We start from the raw sequence: 16,293 nt of genomic DNA, 5'->3' as shown, positions 1-16,293 counted from the left end.
CAGCGCGCCACGGAAGGGAGGCCCGTCGCATGACCACTGCCGCCGAACCCGCTACCGCCGACACCGCCGACGAGACCGCCGACCGGCCACCCATCCGCATCGGCGGGGACGCCGAGACCATCCGCACCCTCACCGCCGCCGTGGCAGAGGGCGCGCTGCCCGACGTGTTCGTCTCCGGTGGGCAGCTCGTGCACCTGTCCCGCGTCTCCGGCCCCACCGGCACCGACCACACCGCCGGACAGCCCGCGGCACTGCCCGTGCAGGCCGAACCGCTCACCGCCTCCGCCCTGGCGTTCCTGCTCGCCCACCACACCTACGTCCACCGGCTCAAGAAGGACAAGAACACCGACGAGTGGACCGAAGTGGAGGTCAGCCCCACCGGAACCGCCCTGTCCGCCGTGCTGTCCTCCCGCTACTGGCCCGGCGTCCGACCCCTCACCGGCATCGTCGGCTCACCCGTCCTGCGCCCCGACGGAACCCTCATCCAGACCGCCGGCTACGACCCCGCCACCGGCCTCTACTACTCGCCCACCGCGTCCATGCCACCCGTCCCGACCCACCCCACCGCCGACCAGGTCGCCGACGCCAAAACCTTCCTGCTCGACCGACTGCTGTCCGACTTCCCGTTCGTCGCACCCGCCGACCGCGCCAACCACATCGCCCTACTACTCGCCCCCATCCTGCGCCCCTACCTCGGCTGCCTGACCCCGTTCGGCCTGATCTCCGCCACCACCCAGTCAAGCGGCAAAACCCTGCTCGCCGAAATCCCCGGCTACATCTACGGCTGCAAAAACCTCGTCTGGCGCAAAGGCGACGACAGCGAATTGGAAAAGGGAATCACCAGCGCCCTGCACAGCTCCTCACCGATCATGCTGTGGGACAACATCGCCGAAGGAACCATCGTCAACTCCGCCGTGCTCGCCCAACTTCTCACCTCGCCGCAATGGTCCGCCCGCATGCTCGGCTCATCCGGTGCCGGATTCACCGCCACCAACAACCGGCTGTGGCTGGCCACCGGGAACAACATCCGGTTGGGCGGGGACATGGCCACCCGCACCATCCTGGTCCGCCTCGACCCCAACGACCCGCACCCCGACCAACGCGACCAGACCGCGTTCGGCATCCCCCACCTGGACAACTGGCTCAAAGACCCGATCAACCGCGTCACCGTCCTGCGGCACCTGCTCATCCTGGTCATGGACTGGATCAACGCCGGAGCACCCCGCTCCGGCCACACCATGCGCCAATTCACCACCTGGGCCGGAGCCTCCGGCGGACTACTCGCCCACCACGGCATCGACGGCTTCCTCGACAACCTCAACGACATGCGCGAAGCCGACGACGAAGACGCCGAATGGGTCGCCTTCCTCGCCCGCTGGCACGAACTCAACCACGACCGCCGCATCACCAGCCGACACCTCCGCCAACAAGCCGAAATCGAGATCGTCAACAACCAGCCCGTAGACCAATGGGAAGGAACCTTCCTCACCGACGAACAAGGCCGCACCCCCTCCACCAAATCCATCGGCCGCCACCTCACCGGACACATCGGCCGCTGGCACGGCGACCACGTCATCCGCTCCGCCATGGACACCCACGCCAAAGCCCGCGTCTTCTGGGTCGAAACCCGCACCAACGACGACCACCAAGCCGACCAGGCCGCCGACGACCAGACCCCCGGCCGGCCAACCCGACCTCTGGCAGTAGCAGGACAGCCCCGACCGGCCCCGTCGACCCGCCTGCGGGTTTGACCAGACCACCCGCGGCTTTGGTGCGGGTTTGAGCGCCACGCAAACCCGCACGGCATCACCGCAGGTCACAGCCCCGACCAAGCCCTGTTGGCGGGTTTGCGGGTTTGCCCACCCGCACCTCCGCCCACATGCACGGCCACTCTCGCCGCGCCACCCTCCACACCAACCCACCGGACAACCGGGGTGATCACGCATGCCCGAAATCTCCACCGATGACAGACCTCTCCGCCGGAGGTCTGGCACGCCCATCCTGCTCACTCGCGTCACCGGAGGTTCAGCGTGAACGCCGATCGCCGCAACACCGAAATCGCGGAACTGATCGCACGATTGACGGTCCTCATGACAGCTCAACCGACGGTTGAAGTGCCCACACAACGGCATATGCCGACACGGGTCCTGCTCACGGTCGAAGAAGCCGCCGAGCGGTTGGGCATCGGCAAGACCAAGGCGTACACGCTGGTGAAGTCCGGCGACCTCGAATCGGTACTTATCGGCCGCCTACGGCGAATCCACGTGGACGCGATCGACCGTTATGCCGCTCGGCTGGTAGCCGAGCAGATTTCCACCCGTCCGGCTGCGTAGGAGACCAGGTGCCGCGCGAGAAGAAGTCTCGAAACTCCAACGGTCGATCGAGCATTTACTACAGCGAGAAAGACAGGTGTTGGCATGGCTACGTCACGGTTGGAGTGAAGGACAACGGTAGTCCGGACCGCAGGCACGTTCGCGGCCAGAACCAGTCCGAAGTCACCGACAAGGTCCGCAAGCTTGAGAAGGAACGGGACGAGGGGCGCGTTCGCAAGGCAGGCCAGAGCTGGACTGTCGAGGCGTGGCTCAAGCACTGGTTGGAAAACATCGTGGCTCCCCCGGTCGTCACGGAGAACGCCTACAGCGCGTACGAGGTGGCGGTGCGCGTTCACCTGGTGCCCGGGATCGGCGCGCACCGGTTGCACAAGTTGCAGCCGGAGCACTTGGAGAAGCTCTACCGCACGATCATGAAGCAGAAGACGAAGTTCGGGCCGACCACCAGCGCGGCGACCGCCCATCAAGTGCACCGGACCATCCGGGCCGCGTTGAACGTGGCGGTTCGGCGCAAGCACCTGACGGACAACCCGGTGTTGGAGGCCAAGGCACCGAAGGTCGAGGAGATCGAGGTCGAGCCGTACACCGTGGAGCAGGTCAAGGCACTGCTGGAGGCGGCACAGCAGCGACGCAACAGCGCCCGGTGGGCCATCGCGCTGGCACTCGGACTGCGGCAGGGCGAAGCGCTCGGGCTGCGCTGGTCGGACGTGAATCTGAAGGTGAGGACGCTCACGGTGCGCCGGAACAGGCTGCGCCCGAAGTGGCGTCACGGGTGTGTCGAACCTTGCGGCAAGAAGTACGGCGGGTACTGCCCGGACAGGGTGCCGGTACGTGAGGAGACGGCGGGGACGAAATCGGCCGCGGGAAAGCGCGGGATCGGCCTTCCCGATGAGTTGGTGGAGCTGCTGAAGCTGCACCGGGCCGAACAGGACCGGGAGCGGGACAGGGCCGCCGATCTGTGGACGGAGACCGGCTACGTGTTCACCACACCGACCGGGACACCGCTCAACCCGCGCTCGGACTACGACGAGTGGAAGCGACTGGTCGGAGTGGCCGGTGTGCCGGACGGCCGTCTGCACGACGCTCGGCACACCGCGGCCACGGTGTTGCTGCTGCTCGGAGTCGCCGAGCGGACGGTGATGGGCATCATGGGCTGGTCCAACACCGCGATGGCTGCCAGGTACCAGCACATCACCGCAGCGATCCGTCGGGACGTGGCCCAGCGGGTCGGCGGGCTGCTCTGGAAGGCCGCTGAGGAGTCCTCAGGGGCGACGGACGGCGGTGACAAGGGAGACGCCACCGGGGAGCCCGTACCGGCCGCGTAGAAGGCAATTGCCACCAGGAATGCCACCGAACGTCAGAGCCCCGGTTGCCGTGATCGGCAACCGGGGCTCTGAGCAGCGGTGGCGGTGGGATTTGAACCCACGGAGGCTTTCACCTCACACGCTTTCGAGGCGTGCTCCTTCGGCCGCTCGGACACGCCACCGCCGAGAACAATACAAGACCGCCGCCGGCCGACCTAACCGGGGGTCACCGGTCCGCGAAGAACGACTCCAGCAGGGCCGCGCAGCGCTCGGCCAGCACGCCGCCGAGCACCTCGGGGCGGTGGTTGAGGCGGCGGTCGCGGACGACGTCCCACAGGGAGCCCACGGCGCCCGTGCGCGGTTCCCAGCAGCCGAAGACCACCCGGTCGACCCTGGCCAGGACCAGCGCGCCCGCGCACATCGTGCACGGCTCCACGGTCACCGCCAGCGTGCAGCCGGTCAGGCGCCAGCCGTCGCCGTGGACCGCGGCGGCGGCGCGCAGGGCCAGCACCTCGGCGTGCGCGGTCGGGTCGCCGAGTGCTTCGCGGGCGTTGCAGGCGCGCGCCAGCTCCGCGCCGTCCGGGCCGTAGACGACCGCGCCGATCGGGATGTCGCCCGTGCGCGGCGCTTCGGCGGCGACGACCAGGGCCGCTTCGACCATCGCCTCGTCGGACGCCCGGCTGATCACCGGCTCACGCCTGGATGCTGTCCAGCAGCTTGGTGAACTCGTCGCCGAACCCGCAGCGCTGCGCGATCATCTGCAGCTGCTCGTCGGGGTACAGGTCGACCTCGTCCACGATCACCTGCATCTCGTGCTGCGGCATGCCGAGGTCGGCCAGCACGGCGAGGTCGCCCTCCGGCCAGAGCTCCTCGTCCTCCTCGTCGGGCGGGTCGACCCGGAGGAGGTCCAGGACGTCGGCGGCGATGTCGTAGTCCAGCGCCGCCGCCGCGTCGGACAGCAGCAGGGACACCCCGCCGGGCACCGGGCGCAGGACGATGAAGAACTCGTCGTCCACGGCCAGCAGCCCGAACACGGCACCCGTCGAGCGCAGTTGGCGCAGTTCCGTGATCGCCGCGTCGAGCTCCGACAGCGCCGAGCTGTCCATCCTGCTGCACCGCCAGCGGCCGTCCTCACGAACCACCGCGACAGCGAAGCCGTTGACCGGCTCCTGGTGTGCCATGTGCACACCGTAGGGCCACACCGGCGCACCCGGTAGCACGGGGGCCTCGGCCACGGGCAGCGGGGGCGCCGCGATGCCACTATCGAGGGATGAGCACAACCTTGCCGAACGCGCGGACGACAGCCCCCGAACCCCGGTTCACCGGGTTGGTCGAGGCGGCCCGAGCCCTCCAACCCAGGACAGTGGCGTTGCGACGGCAGGTGCACCGGCACCCGGAGCAGGGGTTGGACCTGCCCGAGACCCAGGCCGCGATCCGGCACGCGCTGTCCGGCCTGCCGCTGGAGGTGACCACCGGCACGTCCAGCAGCTCGGTCACGGCGGTGCTGCGCGGCGCCAAGCCAGGACCGACCGTGCTGCTGCGCGGCGACATGGACGCGCTGCCGCTCCAGGAGGAGACCGGCCTGGCCTACGCCTCCGAGGTCGACGGCACCATGCACGCCTGCGGCCACGACACGCACGTCGCCATGCTCGCCTCCGCCGCGCGCCTGCTCTCGTCACGCCGGGACGCGCTGACCGGCCAGGTCGTGTTCATGTTCCAGCCCGGTGAGGAGGGCCAGCACGGCGCGCGCCACATGCTCGACGAGGGCGTGCTCGAAGCGGCCGGCACGCCGGTGGAGAAGGCCTTCGCCCTGCACATCACCTCCACGCTCCAGTCGGGGACCGTCGTCTGCCGCCCCGGCCCGACGATGGCCTCGGCGGACACCTTCCACATCACCGTCAAGGGCCGCGGCGGGCACGGCGGCATGCCGCACGACGCGATCGACCCCGTGCCGCCCGCGGCCGCCATGGTCGGCGCGCTCCAGACGATGGTCGCCAGGCGGGTCAGCGTGCACCACCCGGCCGTGGTCACCATCGGCCACCTCAAGGCGGGCACCACCACCAACATCATCCCGGAGACCGCCCTGGTCGAGGGCACCATCCGGACGCTCTCGGAGGACACCAGGGCCCTGGTGCACCGCGAGCTCCGGCAGGTCGTCACGCACGTGGCCGCCGCGCACGGCTGCACGGCCGAGGTCGACATCGTCCCCGGCTACCCCGTCACCGTGAACGACGACGTGGTCGGCCCGCACGTCATCGACCTCACGGCGGCGGCCCTCGGCCCGCGCTGGGCCTCTTACATGGAGGACCCGCTGATGGGCGCGGAGGACTTCTCCTACGTGCTGCAACGGGTGCCGGGCGCGATGGCCTTCCTGGGCGCCTGCCCGCGCGGGGTCGAGCTGGACCAGGCGGAGCCCAACCACTCGAACCGGGTGCTCTTCGACGAAGCCGCGATGGAGCACGGGGTCGTCGTCTACACGGCGTTCGCACTGGACGCCCTGCGGTAAGCCGCAGCGGGGCGAGGGGCCGGGTCGGGGCTGTGGTGGTCATGGTCCCGACCTTGCCCGCGTCGTGGCACGGGGTCGACCGGCGGTTCGCCAACTGTGGACAACTTCCTGTCCTGTGGACAACTGGGGTGCCGGGGGCGGCGCCGGCAGGATGGGCGCCGTGCGAAGCGTCTGCGTGGTCGGGCTCGGGTTGATCGGTGGTTCGGTGCTGCGGGCGGCCGCCGCCGCGGGGCGCGTGACCTGGGGCGCGACCGCTTCGACAGCCGACGCGGAGGCCGCGCGGCAGGACGGCCACGACGTGGTGGACCTCGCCGACGCGCTCGAACGGGCCCGCGCGCGGGACGCCCTCGTCGTCGTGGCCGTGCCGCTGCCGGCTGTGGAAGAAGTGCTGCGCGCCCTCCCCGAGGGCGTCCGGCTCACCGACGTGGTCAGCGTCAAGGGGCCGGTCGCCGACCTCGTCCGGCGGGTCGCGCCGCACGCCCGGTACGTCGGCGGCCACCCGATGGCGGGCACCTCCTCCTCCGGCTGGGCCGCCGGCCGCACGGACCTCTTCCACGACGCCGCCTGGGTCGTCACCGCCGAGGACGACGTCGACCGGGACGTCCTGGTCGACGTGCTGGAGCTGGCCCTGGCCGCGAAGGCCCACGTCGTGCCCACCACCGCCGCCGAGCACGACGCCGCCGTGGCACGCATCTCCCACCTGCCGCACCTGCTCGCCGCCGTGCTGGCCAGCGTCGGCGCGGACGGCGGACCGCTCGCCCTGTCCCTGGCGGCGGGCTCGTTCGGCGACGGCACGCGCGTCGCCGGCAGCCGCCCCGAACTGGTCCGCGCGATGTGCGAGGGCAACCGCTCCGCGCTCCTCGGCGCCGTGGACGACGCGCTGGGCAGGCTCGGCGCGGCCCGCGGCTCCCTCGCCTCGACCGGTGGCCTGGCCAAGACGATCGAAGCCGGTCACGCGGCACGTCGGGCGCTGGTCGAGAAGCCCACCCTCACCGACCTGACCATCGACCTCACCGCTCCCGACGCCCGGCGGTCCCTGCGGGAACTCGGCGCGCGCGGAGGCCGGGTCGTCGCCCTGGACGGCACGACCGCGCTCGCGCTCACCCCATAGGGTGCGGCGGTGGAGCGTCGCACACTCATCGCCGCGGTCGCCGGTCTCGTGCTCCTGGCCGGCACGGTGGCGGTGCTGCGCGACGAATCCGCTCCCCCGCCGCCGCGGACCTACGACCGGTTCCTGGACCGCGGCGTCGAGTACGTCCCCGACCCGCACCGCGCGGCCGCGCCGACCGACCTGCGGCTGACCGCGCTGGACCGCACCAGCCTGCGGGTGGGCTGGACGCCCGCCGACGGCGTCGGCCACGGCGGCTTCGAGGTGCGCTGGAACGACCGGACGCGCCTGGTCCGCGGCACCGAGACCGAGCTGACCGACCTCGACCCGAACGCCGAGGTCCGGGTCGAGGTGCGCGCGATCGACGCGACGGGCGACCGCACCGGACCCGTCACCGCGCGCGCCGTGCCGCGACTGGTCCACGACAGCACGTGGGCGGACGACCTCGTGGTGCCCGTGGACCTGTTCGACGGCCCTGACGCGCTGACGCGGCGGCGGTGGCGGGTCTTCGACGCCGGTGAGGCGGGCTGCCTGGGCCTGCGCCCGTTCGGCGGCCGGCGGTTGGAGATCGGCTGCGACCACGTGGACCTGCAGTCCAACGTGGCGCTGCGGTTCCGGGAGCCGGGCGCGGACGGCGTGCTCGGCCGCGTCTCGCTGACCACCGACGGCCCGGTGGGCCCGGAGCCGGACGCCGGTGAGGTGCTGATCGCCCTGCTGCCCGACCCCGCGCACGACCTGGGGCTGCTGGCCCCGCCGTTCCCGCCGGGGGTCGTCGTCCTGCGGATCACGTCGACCGGCGTTCACTTCGCGCCGGGCGACGACACGTCCGGGACCTACCCGCCGCCGACGCCCGGCGTGCGCCACCGCTGGGAGCTGCGGGTGACGCCCGGCGCGGTCGCCGCCCTGCGCGACGGCGTCGAGGTGGCGAGCGAGCCCGTGCGGCTGCCGTGGACCGCCGCACGGGTGCGCCTGGCCTTCCGGAACGCCAAGGGCACCCTCGTGGACGCGTTCGGCATCGGCGGCCTGCCCGGCCACCCCGAACCGGGCTCCGTGGAACCCCTCGGCCCGGCCTCCGAGGAGGGCGGCGCGACCTCGCTGGGCGCCGTGGCCGACTCCCGGCTGGCGGGCGCGTCCTCGGTGCGGGTGGTCGCGTCCGTGGTGGCCGACCGCCCCGCGCCGATCACCGTCGAGCTGGGGTCGCGATCGGCGCCCGCGCTGCCGGTGCAACCCGACCGCGGGCTCGGACCCGACCGCCCGTCGTCCTACTACGCCGACTTCCCGCTGCCCGCCCCCGACCACAACCCCCGGGTCGGGCTGCGTTCCGACGCCCGCCTCACCGCCTACCAGGCGCACCTCGTCATCGCCGACGGCCCGGACGCGCGCCTGCCCCTGCCCCGGCTCGCCGACCGCCCGGCACCGGACCCGACCGTGCCGCCGCCGTCCGTGTCCGCGGTGAGCGAGGCGGTGGGCGAGGAGGACCGGCTGCGGCTGACCGTCGAGCTGGCCGACCCCCGGACCGGCGAGGTCGCCGCCGTCAAGGGCGTGGAGGTCGACCTCGACGGCGAGCGGATCGCCACCCTGCCCACGAACGGCTCGGCGGGCGGGCGGCACGAGTTCCTGGTCGACCGCGCCGGGCTGTCGAGCGGGCGGCACGAGGTCGACGTGCGCGTGCTGCCGGTGGACGGCCGGCTGCCGGTGCGGTCGGCGACGCAGTCGTTCCAGATCCGCCCGCTGTAGCCGCCTCTTGGTCTCGGGTGCGCAACGACGTCGTGACCGGCGTCACCGCGCGCCCTAACTTGACTCAATGGAACGTCGCCGGGTCGCGCTCATCGCCGTCGGTGTGGTGCTGTTCGCCGGGGTGGTCGCGGTGCTGCGCACGACCGGTGTCAGCGAACCCGCCACCGCCACCAGCACGTCCACCCCGCCGCCCACGTCGCTCGCGCCGTACACCGCGGAGGGTGTCCTGGTGCCGACCCCGGGCCCGCCGCCTGAGACGCCGACCGGGTTGACCGTGTCGTCCGGGCCGCGGCGGTTGCAGCTGCGGTGGAGCGGGGACGCTCCGGGCTACGAGGTGCGGTGGGGCGGCGACCGCTCGCGCCTGATCACCGAGCCCGTCACCCAGCTCGACGGCCTGGAGGACGAGCGGCTGTACGAGGTCGAGGTGTCCGCGGTGGACGCGTTCGGCCGGCGGTCCGCGCCCGCCAAGACCTCCGGGGTGCCCCACGCGCGCCCCTCGAAGCACTACGCCCTGGAGGACCGGTTCGACCAGCCCGACGCGCCCGACCCGCGGCGGTGGCGGCTCGCGTCCCGGGGCAACTGCGCCCGCGCCACGCCCGGCCAGGACGACGACGGGCCGCGGTTGGTGCTCAGCAGCAACTGCGCGGCGGCCCCGGCGACGCTGCGCTCCCGCACGCCGTTCGTGCTGCGGGATGCCGAAGAGCTGGGGCGGTTCGTCGTGGAGACCGACGCGCCCGGCGGCGACGGCGAGCTGGCGCTCGACCTCGTGCCCGGTCCGGTGTCGCTGGTCAGCGGGGACGCGCTGCCGCCGGACGCGGTGCGGCTGCGGGTCGCGACGGGCGCCGGCACCACGTCGGCGCAGGTCGTCGTGCCCGCCGGGACGCCCACCGCGGCGGTGCGCGAGGTGCCCGCGCTGGAGACGGGGATCAGCCACCGGTGGGAGCTGGTGCTGCGGCGGGACGGCGCGCGCGTGCTGTTCGACGGCGACGTGGTGGCGACCAGCCCCGTGGTGCCCGCGTGGCACGAGGCCACGGCGCTGGTGTCCGTGACCGGGCCGACCGGGCAGCGCGCGGCGGTCAACCTCATCGCGTTCGACGCGGCGGACGCCTCGCCGCCCCCGTGGGTGCCCGGCCCGGAGGTCGAGGTGCAGGTGGCGGTCGCACCGCCCGAGGCCGGGTCGACGACACCGCTGACCGGCGTCACGGGCGGGCAGTTGCGGATGGCGCTGCTGCACACCGACGAGTCCCCGGAAGCGCCCGCGTTCACCGCGTCGGTGGCCGGGGTGGTCGTGCCGCTGCGGCCCGCGCCGGCGGGTGCGCCGTGGCGGCCCGGCGTGGCGTACCCGGTGGTGGCGGACCTGCCCGCGGCGGCGTTGCGGGTCGGCGCGTCGGGGAAGCTCCCGGTCGCGCTGCTGACCGGGCTGCGCGTGCAGGCCACGCACGTCGACCTGGAGCTGACCGGGTCGTTCACCGGCACGCCGCCGAGCACGGACCGGACACCGCTGAACGGGCGGGAACCGGAGCTGGCCCGGGTCACCGGCACGGTGCTCGACGCGAGCGGCCAGACCGTGCCCGAGGGCGCGGCGGTGCAGCGCGGCCGGATGGTGTTCGACCTGGCGCTGGAGGGGCGGCCCGGGGTGGTGCTGGCGGGGCTGGCCGGGTTCAGCGTGCGCGTGGACGACCAGAAGCTGGCCGTCGTGCCGACCGCGGCCGACGGGCCCGGTGTCGCCGGGCGGTACCGGTTCGCGCTGAGCACCGGCGGGCTGTCCGTCGGGCCGCACATGATCGAGGTGCGGCTGTTCGGCACGTCCGGTGAGACCCGCCCCACCTCGGCTTACATCCCGTTCTTCGTCGGCCGGTGAGAAGATGGGGCGCATGTCGCGACCCCTGATCCTCGACGCCGCCCGCACCCCGTTCGGCCGCTACCGGGGCGGGCTGTCGGGCGTTCGGGTGGACGACCTGGCCGCGCTGCCGATCGTGGAGCTGCTGCGGCGCCACCCCGGGCTCGACCCCGCGTCGATCGACGACGTGCTGCTGGGCAACACCAACGGCGCGGGCGAGGAGAACCGCAACGTCGGGCGGATGGCCGCGCTGCTGGCCGGGCTGCCGACCTCGGTGCCGGGCGTGGCGGTCAACCGGCTGTGCGCGTCCGGTGGCGAGGCCATCGTGCAGGCGGCGCGGGCGCTGGCGCTGGGTGACGCGTCGCTGCTGGTCGCCGGGGGCGTGGAGGGGATGACGCGCGCGCCGTTCGTCGTGCCGCGGCCGGACAAGCCGTTCGCCGACCGGCTGGAGCCGGTGTCGACGGCGCTGGGGTGGCGGCTGGTGAACCCGCGGATGAAGGCCGAGTGGACCGTGCCGCTGGGGCGCGCGGCTGAGGACGTCGCGGTGGCGCTGGGCATCACGCGGGAGCAGATGGACCTGTTCGCGCTGCGGTCGCACCGGCGCGCGTCGGCGGCGTGGGACGCGGGGGTGCACGACGGGTTCGCGTTCCCCGTGCAGCTGCGGGACGGCGCGCCCGTGCGGCGGGACGAGTCCGTGCGGCCGGAGACGTCGGCGGAGAAGCTGGCGAAGCTGAAGTCGGCGTTCTCCGAGGGCGGGCCGGTGACGGCGGGCAACTCGTCGCCGTTGAACGACGGCGCGGCGGCGGTGCTGATGGGGTCGGAGGAGGTCGCGTCGTCGCTGGGGATCACCCCGCTGGGTGAGTTCCTCGGCTCGGCCGTGACGGCGGAGGACCCGCAGCGGTTCACGCTGGCCCCGGTGTCGGCGATCCGGAAGCTGCTGGCGCGGTTGAAGGTCGAGCCCTCGCAGGTGGACCTGTGGGAGATCAACGAGGCGTTCGCGGCGATGGCGCTGTCGGTGCTGCACCACCTGCCCGAGGTGGACCGGGAGAAGGTGAACGTGCACGGCGGCGCGATCGCGTACGGCCACCCGCTGGGCGCTTCCCTGCCGCGGGTGATCGTGGACGTGTGCCGGCACCTGCGGGCGCGGGGCGGCGGTCTGGGCGTGGCGGCGGCGTGCGTGGGCGTGGGCCAGGGCATGGCGGTCGCCGTCCGGGTGTGATCGCCTGATCGAGCGATCGTCCCGGCCCGGCAGGCTTGCTGGAGTTGGCTCGTAGAACACCACGCGCGTGACGCGTACCTCGACCAGGTCGGCGACCAACCGCGCCAGGCACACCTGTCGGACGGCCTCCGAAGGCCCGCGACCCATGGAGACGCGAGCGCGGAGGTCGGCGTCGACCAGACGCCCGACCACGTCCTTGCGCACGGTGTCGCTCTCGCTCGTGAAGTGCAGCCTGCGCTCGCCGGTCACGCGGAGCCGGCGCATCAGCGTGCGGACCGCGGGCAGCTCGCGCGTCTCGACGAAGACGGCCACCAAGAGGTGAGCGGACCGACGCGACTCGTCGACGAAGACGTGTGTGCTCACCCAACGATCGTTGCGCGCTCACCGCACGCGCAAGCGATTGCTCGCCCGATGTGATGATCGAACGCCCAGGTGGTCCCGGGTCAGATCCGGTAGGCGATGCGGGGGTAGTCGAGGACCAGGCCGGTCCGGTCGACGGTGATGTCCTGCTCGAACTCGCCGTGCGTGAAGGAGACCACCGAGCGGTCCTCGGCGATCGAGACCGTGCGGTAGCGCTGGCGGACCAGTTGGACCGACAGGTCCGGCAGGGTCACGTAGACGACCGGGATCTCGTGGTCGCCCTCCTCCAGCTGGAGGTTCAGCCGGCGGACCGGGATGGCGTTGAACAGGACCGCGAACTGGACGTCCACGTCCACCGCGCCGTCGAAGTCCGCCCGCTCCGCGCCCTGGCCCGAGTCGACCAGCCAGATGCCCTCCGGCGACCGGCTGACCGAGATCTGCCGCTCCTCCGACACCGTGGCCGTCCGCAGCAGCAGCCGCTTCACGGCGCCGGTCTCGCCGACCGACACCTCGAACGACCCGCTGAACTGCTCGGCCGGCCCGGCGGTCACCAACCTGCCCGAGGCGCGGAGCTTGCGCTCCGAGAGCAGGAACCGCACCTGCTCCAGCCTGGGCACGTCGTAGCCCTGCCAGGTCACCATCTGCGCGGCGGGGGAACGGGTCTCGCCGCTCGGGTTCGCCCGCTCAGCCGTGTTGAACGAGTTCACTCTCCACCCGGAAGGATGTCCTTGGCCTGCTCGGCCACCGATTTGACCTGGTCTTCGTGGCCGATCCTGCCCGCGACGAACTCGGCGGCCCGGTCGATGCCCGCATCGACCGCCTCGTGGTGCTGCTCCAGCAGCTCGGACGCCTTGTTCTTGATCTCGTCGAAGTTCATCGCGCTCCTTCGCACTCCTCAGGCAGGCTACCCGAATCGATCCCACGACCCCAGACCCCCGCGCACGCGAACGGCCCCCCGGGACGCCGGGGGGCCGTTCGGTCGATCAGGGTGCTCAGGCGGCGCGCTTGCGGCGCACGATGATCAGCGCGGCCGTGCCGGCGCCGAGCAGGCCGAGGCCGATCAGCAGCGGCACGAAGATCGACGCGCCGGTGCTGGCCAGCTCGTCGGTGTCACCGCCGGTCGCGACCGCGGTGGTGGTGGTCGTCGCCGCCGCGGTGGTCGTGGTGGTGGTCGGCGAGGTGGTGGTGGTCGCCTCGGTCGTGGTCGTCACGACGACGTTCTCGACCCACTCGGCCTTCGCCGGGACCTCGACGTTGACCGGCTCGGAGGTGGCGATCACCAGCGACTGGGTCTCCTGCTTGGGGTTCGAGGAGACGAACAGCCGACCCGAGCGCAGCTTCGCGCCCGCCTTGACGACCAGGTCCAGGTCACCGGGCTCGACGTCCGGGCCCACCTTGACCCACACCTCGGAGGCCTTCACCGAGGACGACGCGGCGGTGATCTCGCCGGCCTTCACGGTCTTGAACGGGCTGCCGTCCTTGTCGACCAGCGTGACGCCCTTCGGCAGGGAGGTGATCAGCTGCACCTCGTCCGCCGTCGTGGTGATCACGAACGGGCCGAACGTGCTGCCGACCTGGCCCTTGAGCACGCTGGGCTCGATGCCGAGGTTGGGCTTGACGTCCTTGATGTCCTCGGCCTTGGTCGTCAGGTACTCGTAGATCTTGTAGACCAGCTCGTCGACGGTGCCGCCGTGGACGTCCTCGGCCTCGGCGGTGGAGTCGCCCTTGCGCAGGTCGACGCCGTCGCTGAAGTGCCACACGGCCGCCTGCGCGGCGGCGATCAGGATGCTGGGCTTGTTGGCCGGGTCGAGGCCGTACAGCTTGTAGGCGTCAGCGGGGTCCTCGATCGCCGGGTAGCTGTTCTGCAGCACCCAGTTGATCTTGCCCGCGTTCTGCTTGAAGCTGGTGTTCGGGTTCGGGTGCTGGTCCCACGGCACCTCTTCGAGCTGGCGGCCGTCGTACAGCGGCGTGGGCAGCTCGACGCAGTAGGCGCGCGCGGTCTGGCCCTGGCCGCCTTCCACGATCTTGAGCCCGATGAGCTCCGCGTTGATCGGGTCGCCGGTCTTGTGCCGGGGCAGCTCGACGGGCTTGCCGCCGCGCTCCAGGTAGACGCCCATGCCGGGCTGGTCGGCGGACTTGTCCGGCTGCACCTTCACGTCGCCGGCGGCGGCCGCGGGGAGGGCGGACATCAGCACGAGGCCGGCGCCGAGGATCGCAGCGCCGAGGCGCTTCACAGTCGACCGGGATGCCATTTGTCTCCTTGAGGCTCGCGAGGGTAGCCCGTTGGTGTGTTCAAGGCGGCGGTCCGTGTCGCCCGGGGAGCTACTTGGCAGAGCGCTCCACGCCGAAACGACAGGAATGAGCCGAACACTAGCCGATTGTGTACACCCGATCGAGGAAGGGCGACACGGAGCGTAGAACCGCCTGTCAGCAGCGGAAACCCGGACCGTCCATCCACAATGGATGATCGAAGGATATTCGACGACCTTTCGAGGCCGAATCCGGGGTACCTGTTTCGACGGTGCGCGAACCTGGCCCGGGTGCCGCGATTCCGGTGTCCGCCCAGCTCAGATGGTCCACAGTGGATTGCACGTATTCGTCGCCGATCCGGTTTCGAGGCCACTCCGTTGCCGAACGGTGATCTACGCGACCAGGGCGGACGGCGTGACCGGCCGGATGTCGGCGACCCGCAGCGAGGTGCCGGGCAGGCACAGGTCGCGCGCCGTCGGCGGCTTGCCCGTCAACATCCACTTGACCAGGGCCGCGAGCTGGAACGAGATCAACGGCGGCACGGCGTCGCCCAGGTGCCGGTAGGCGTTGCCGATCACCGACACGTCGAACCGGAACTTGCGCGGGAAGCCCTGGAGCAGCGCCATCTCCCGCACCGTGCACAGCCGGTGCTGCTCCGGGTGCGCGTACCGCCCGTTGCCGACGTGCCCGCACTCGCGCTTGATCGTGCGCGCCGGCTCGTCCCACCACATCCGGCCGTACACGTCCGGGTGGGAACCCCACTTGCCCTCTTGGATGATCTTGCGCTGGGCCGGGTTCAGCAGCAGCTCCGCCGGCGAGCCCACCAGGTCGCCCCACGACCCGCCGTCCGCCGGGATGGCGCGCATCCGGTCCAGCGAGCGGTCCCGGCGGAACGACGGCGACACGTGCATCGCGTCCTCCGGGTGCGCCTCGCCCGCCTCCACGCGCGGCAGCTTGCCGATCGCCCGCCGCACGGTGACCGCGCCCGGCCGGACCTCCCAGCCCTGCCACAGGTCCTCGAGCGTCCGCAGCGGCACGCCCGCGTCCACCGCGACCACCATCGCGCGCTCGCGCAGCTGCGGCAGCCCGAAGCGGGACAGCATGTGCGTGCTCGCGTCCACTTCGTACCCGATCTCCAGCAGCTGCTCGACCAACCCGTCGAGGTGGTGCCGCTGCTTGCCCTTCACCAGCTCCCGCGCGTTCTCCAGCACCAGCACCCGCGGCCGGAACTCGGCGACGTAGGCGGCGACCCGGCCCACCAGCGAGTTGCGCGGGTCGTCGCGCAGGTGGTTGGCGGGCGCGATCCGGGTGAAGCCCGAGCACGGCGGGCACGCCACCAGCACGTCCAGCTCGCCGCGGCGCAGGTTCCACACCTGCCGCAGCACGGCCGGGTCGAGCCGGCCCAGGTCCACCTGCAGCGGGTCGACGCCGATGTTGTCCCGGTAGATCCCGTTGCAGCGCAACGAACCCAGCCGGGAGGACGGCTTGCCGATCTGCGCGTCGGCCGCGCCGACGATGGTGAAGTCGCGGTGCGCCTGGAAGCCGAGGCTCATGCCACCGGCGCCGGAGAACAGGTCGACGACTTTGAAGGCGGGTCCGCGCACCGCGTGATCGTACGGTGGACGCGCCGCCCACAGGC

The 16,293-nt window shown here is 72.1% G+C and carries 14 protein-coding genes and 1 tRNA gene; 8 read left to right on the top strand and 7 right to left on the bottom strand.

Annotation, left to right across the window (positions count from 1 at the left end):
* The first annotated feature begins 29 nt into the window (after positions 1-29).
* The 3 genes from ACIGNX_RS16580 (at position 30) to ACIGNX_RS16570 (ending at position 3,655) form a co-directional block, all read left to right on the top strand.
* Positions 30-1,751 carry a hypothetical protein gene (locus ACIGNX_RS16580; RefSeq protein WP_396540765.1) on the top strand — a complete coding sequence of 574 codons (1,722 nt, stop codon included), beginning with the start codon at positions 30-32 and terminating at the stop codon, positions 1,749-1,751.
* Between the two features lie 339 nt (positions 1,752-2,090).
* Positions 2,091-2,333, top strand: coding sequence for a helix-turn-helix domain-containing protein (locus ACIGNX_RS16575; protein ID WP_396541069.1), 243 nt, complete (start codon positions 2,091-2,093; stop codon positions 2,331-2,333).
* A gap of 8 nt (positions 2,334-2,341) precedes the next feature.
* On the top strand, positions 2,342-3,655 hold the full coding sequence (locus tag ACIGNX_RS16570) for a tyrosine-type recombinase/integrase (RefSeq protein WP_396540763.1): 1,314 nt from the start codon (positions 2,342-2,344) through the stop codon (positions 3,653-3,655).
* A gap of 76 nt (positions 3,656-3,731) precedes the next feature.
* On the opposite strand, the gene ACIGNX_RS16565 is transcribed toward ACIGNX_RS16570, so the two are convergent.
* From ACIGNX_RS16565 to ACIGNX_RS16555, 3 genes are all read right to left on the bottom strand, one after another.
* A tRNA-Ser gene (locus tag ACIGNX_RS16565) sits at positions 3,732-3,816 on the bottom strand.
* Between the two features lie 44 nt (positions 3,817-3,860).
* Positions 3,861-4,295 (bottom strand): nucleoside deaminase, encoded by a 435-nt coding sequence (locus ACIGNX_RS16560; RefSeq protein WP_396541067.1) that lies wholly within the window; start codon positions 4,293-4,295, stop codon positions 3,861-3,863.
* A gap of 31 nt (positions 4,296-4,326) precedes the next feature.
* Positions 4,327-4,815: a tRNA adenosine deaminase-associated protein gene (locus tag ACIGNX_RS16555; protein WP_396540761.1), complete on the bottom strand. Its 489-nt coding sequence runs from the start codon at positions 4,813-4,815 to the stop codon at positions 4,327-4,329.
* A gap of 89 nt (positions 4,816-4,904) precedes the next feature.
* On the opposite strand from ACIGNX_RS16555, the gene ACIGNX_RS16550 reads away from it, so the two are divergent.
* The 5 genes from ACIGNX_RS16550 to ACIGNX_RS16530 all read left to right on the top strand — a co-directional run bounded on the left by ACIGNX_RS16550 (position 4,905) and on the right by ACIGNX_RS16530 (position 12,044).
* Positions 4,905-6,140, top strand: coding sequence for a M20 family metallopeptidase (locus tag ACIGNX_RS16550; protein ID WP_396540759.1), 1,236 nt, complete (start codon positions 4,905-4,907; stop codon positions 6,138-6,140).
* A 160-nt stretch (positions 6,141-6,300) separates the two neighbouring features.
* Entirely contained in the window at positions 6,301-7,251 is a 951-nt protein-coding gene (locus ACIGNX_RS16545) for a prephenate dehydrogenase (protein ID WP_396540758.1), read from the top strand.
* A gap of 9 nt (positions 7,252-7,260) precedes the next feature.
* Positions 7,261-8,985 (top strand): fibronectin type III domain-containing protein, encoded by a 1,725-nt coding sequence (locus tag ACIGNX_RS16540; RefSeq protein WP_396540756.1) that lies wholly within the window; start codon positions 7,261-7,263, stop codon positions 8,983-8,985.
* A gap of 67 nt (positions 8,986-9,052) precedes the next feature.
* Positions 9,053-10,846 (top strand): hypothetical protein, encoded by a 1,794-nt coding sequence (locus ACIGNX_RS16535; protein WP_396540754.1) that lies wholly within the window; start codon positions 9,053-9,055, stop codon positions 10,844-10,846.
* 13 nt (positions 10,847-10,859) lie between these two features.
* Positions 10,860-12,044 (top strand): thiolase family protein, encoded by a 1,185-nt coding sequence (locus ACIGNX_RS16530; RefSeq protein ID WP_396540752.1) that lies wholly within the window; start codon positions 10,860-10,862, stop codon positions 12,042-12,044.
* A gap of 443 nt (positions 12,045-12,487) precedes the next feature.
* Here the strand turns inward: ACIGNX_RS16530 and ACIGNX_RS16525 are convergent, their stop codons facing one another.
* The 4 genes from ACIGNX_RS16525 to ACIGNX_RS16510 form a co-directional block, all read right to left on the bottom strand.
* Positions 12,488-13,111: a putative glycolipid-binding domain-containing protein gene (locus ACIGNX_RS16525; RefSeq protein ID WP_396540750.1), complete on the bottom strand. Its 624-nt coding sequence runs from the start codon at positions 13,109-13,111 to the stop codon at positions 12,488-12,490.
* Positions 13,108-13,281, bottom strand: coding sequence for an antitoxin (locus ACIGNX_RS16520; RefSeq protein WP_396540748.1), 174 nt, complete (start codon positions 13,279-13,281; stop codon positions 13,108-13,110). Before ACIGNX_RS16520 ends, ACIGNX_RS16525 begins: the two co-directional genes overlap by 4 nt.
* A 115-nt stretch (positions 13,282-13,396) precedes the next feature.
* A complete protein-coding gene (locus tag ACIGNX_RS16515; RefSeq protein ID WP_396540746.1) occupies positions 13,397-14,656 on the bottom strand; it encodes a thioester domain-containing protein in 1,260 nt (419 codons plus the stop codon).
* Between the two features lie 390 nt (positions 14,657-15,046).
* The gene (locus ACIGNX_RS16510; RefSeq protein WP_396540744.1) at positions 15,047-16,258 is read right to left on the bottom strand and encodes a DNA cytosine methyltransferase; all 1,212 of its coding nucleotides are present in this window, start codon (positions 16,256-16,258) and stop codon (positions 15,047-15,049) included.
* Positions 16,259-16,293: the final 35 nt, after the last annotated feature.

The sequence above is a fragment of the Actinosynnema sp. NPDC053489 genome, assembly GCF_044544865.1.
Lineage (GTDB): Bacteria > Actinomycetota > Actinomycetes > Mycobacteriales > Pseudonocardiaceae > Actinosynnema.
Note: the sequence above shows the minus strand (reverse complement) of the source record. Positions and strands in the feature narration are given on the sequence as shown.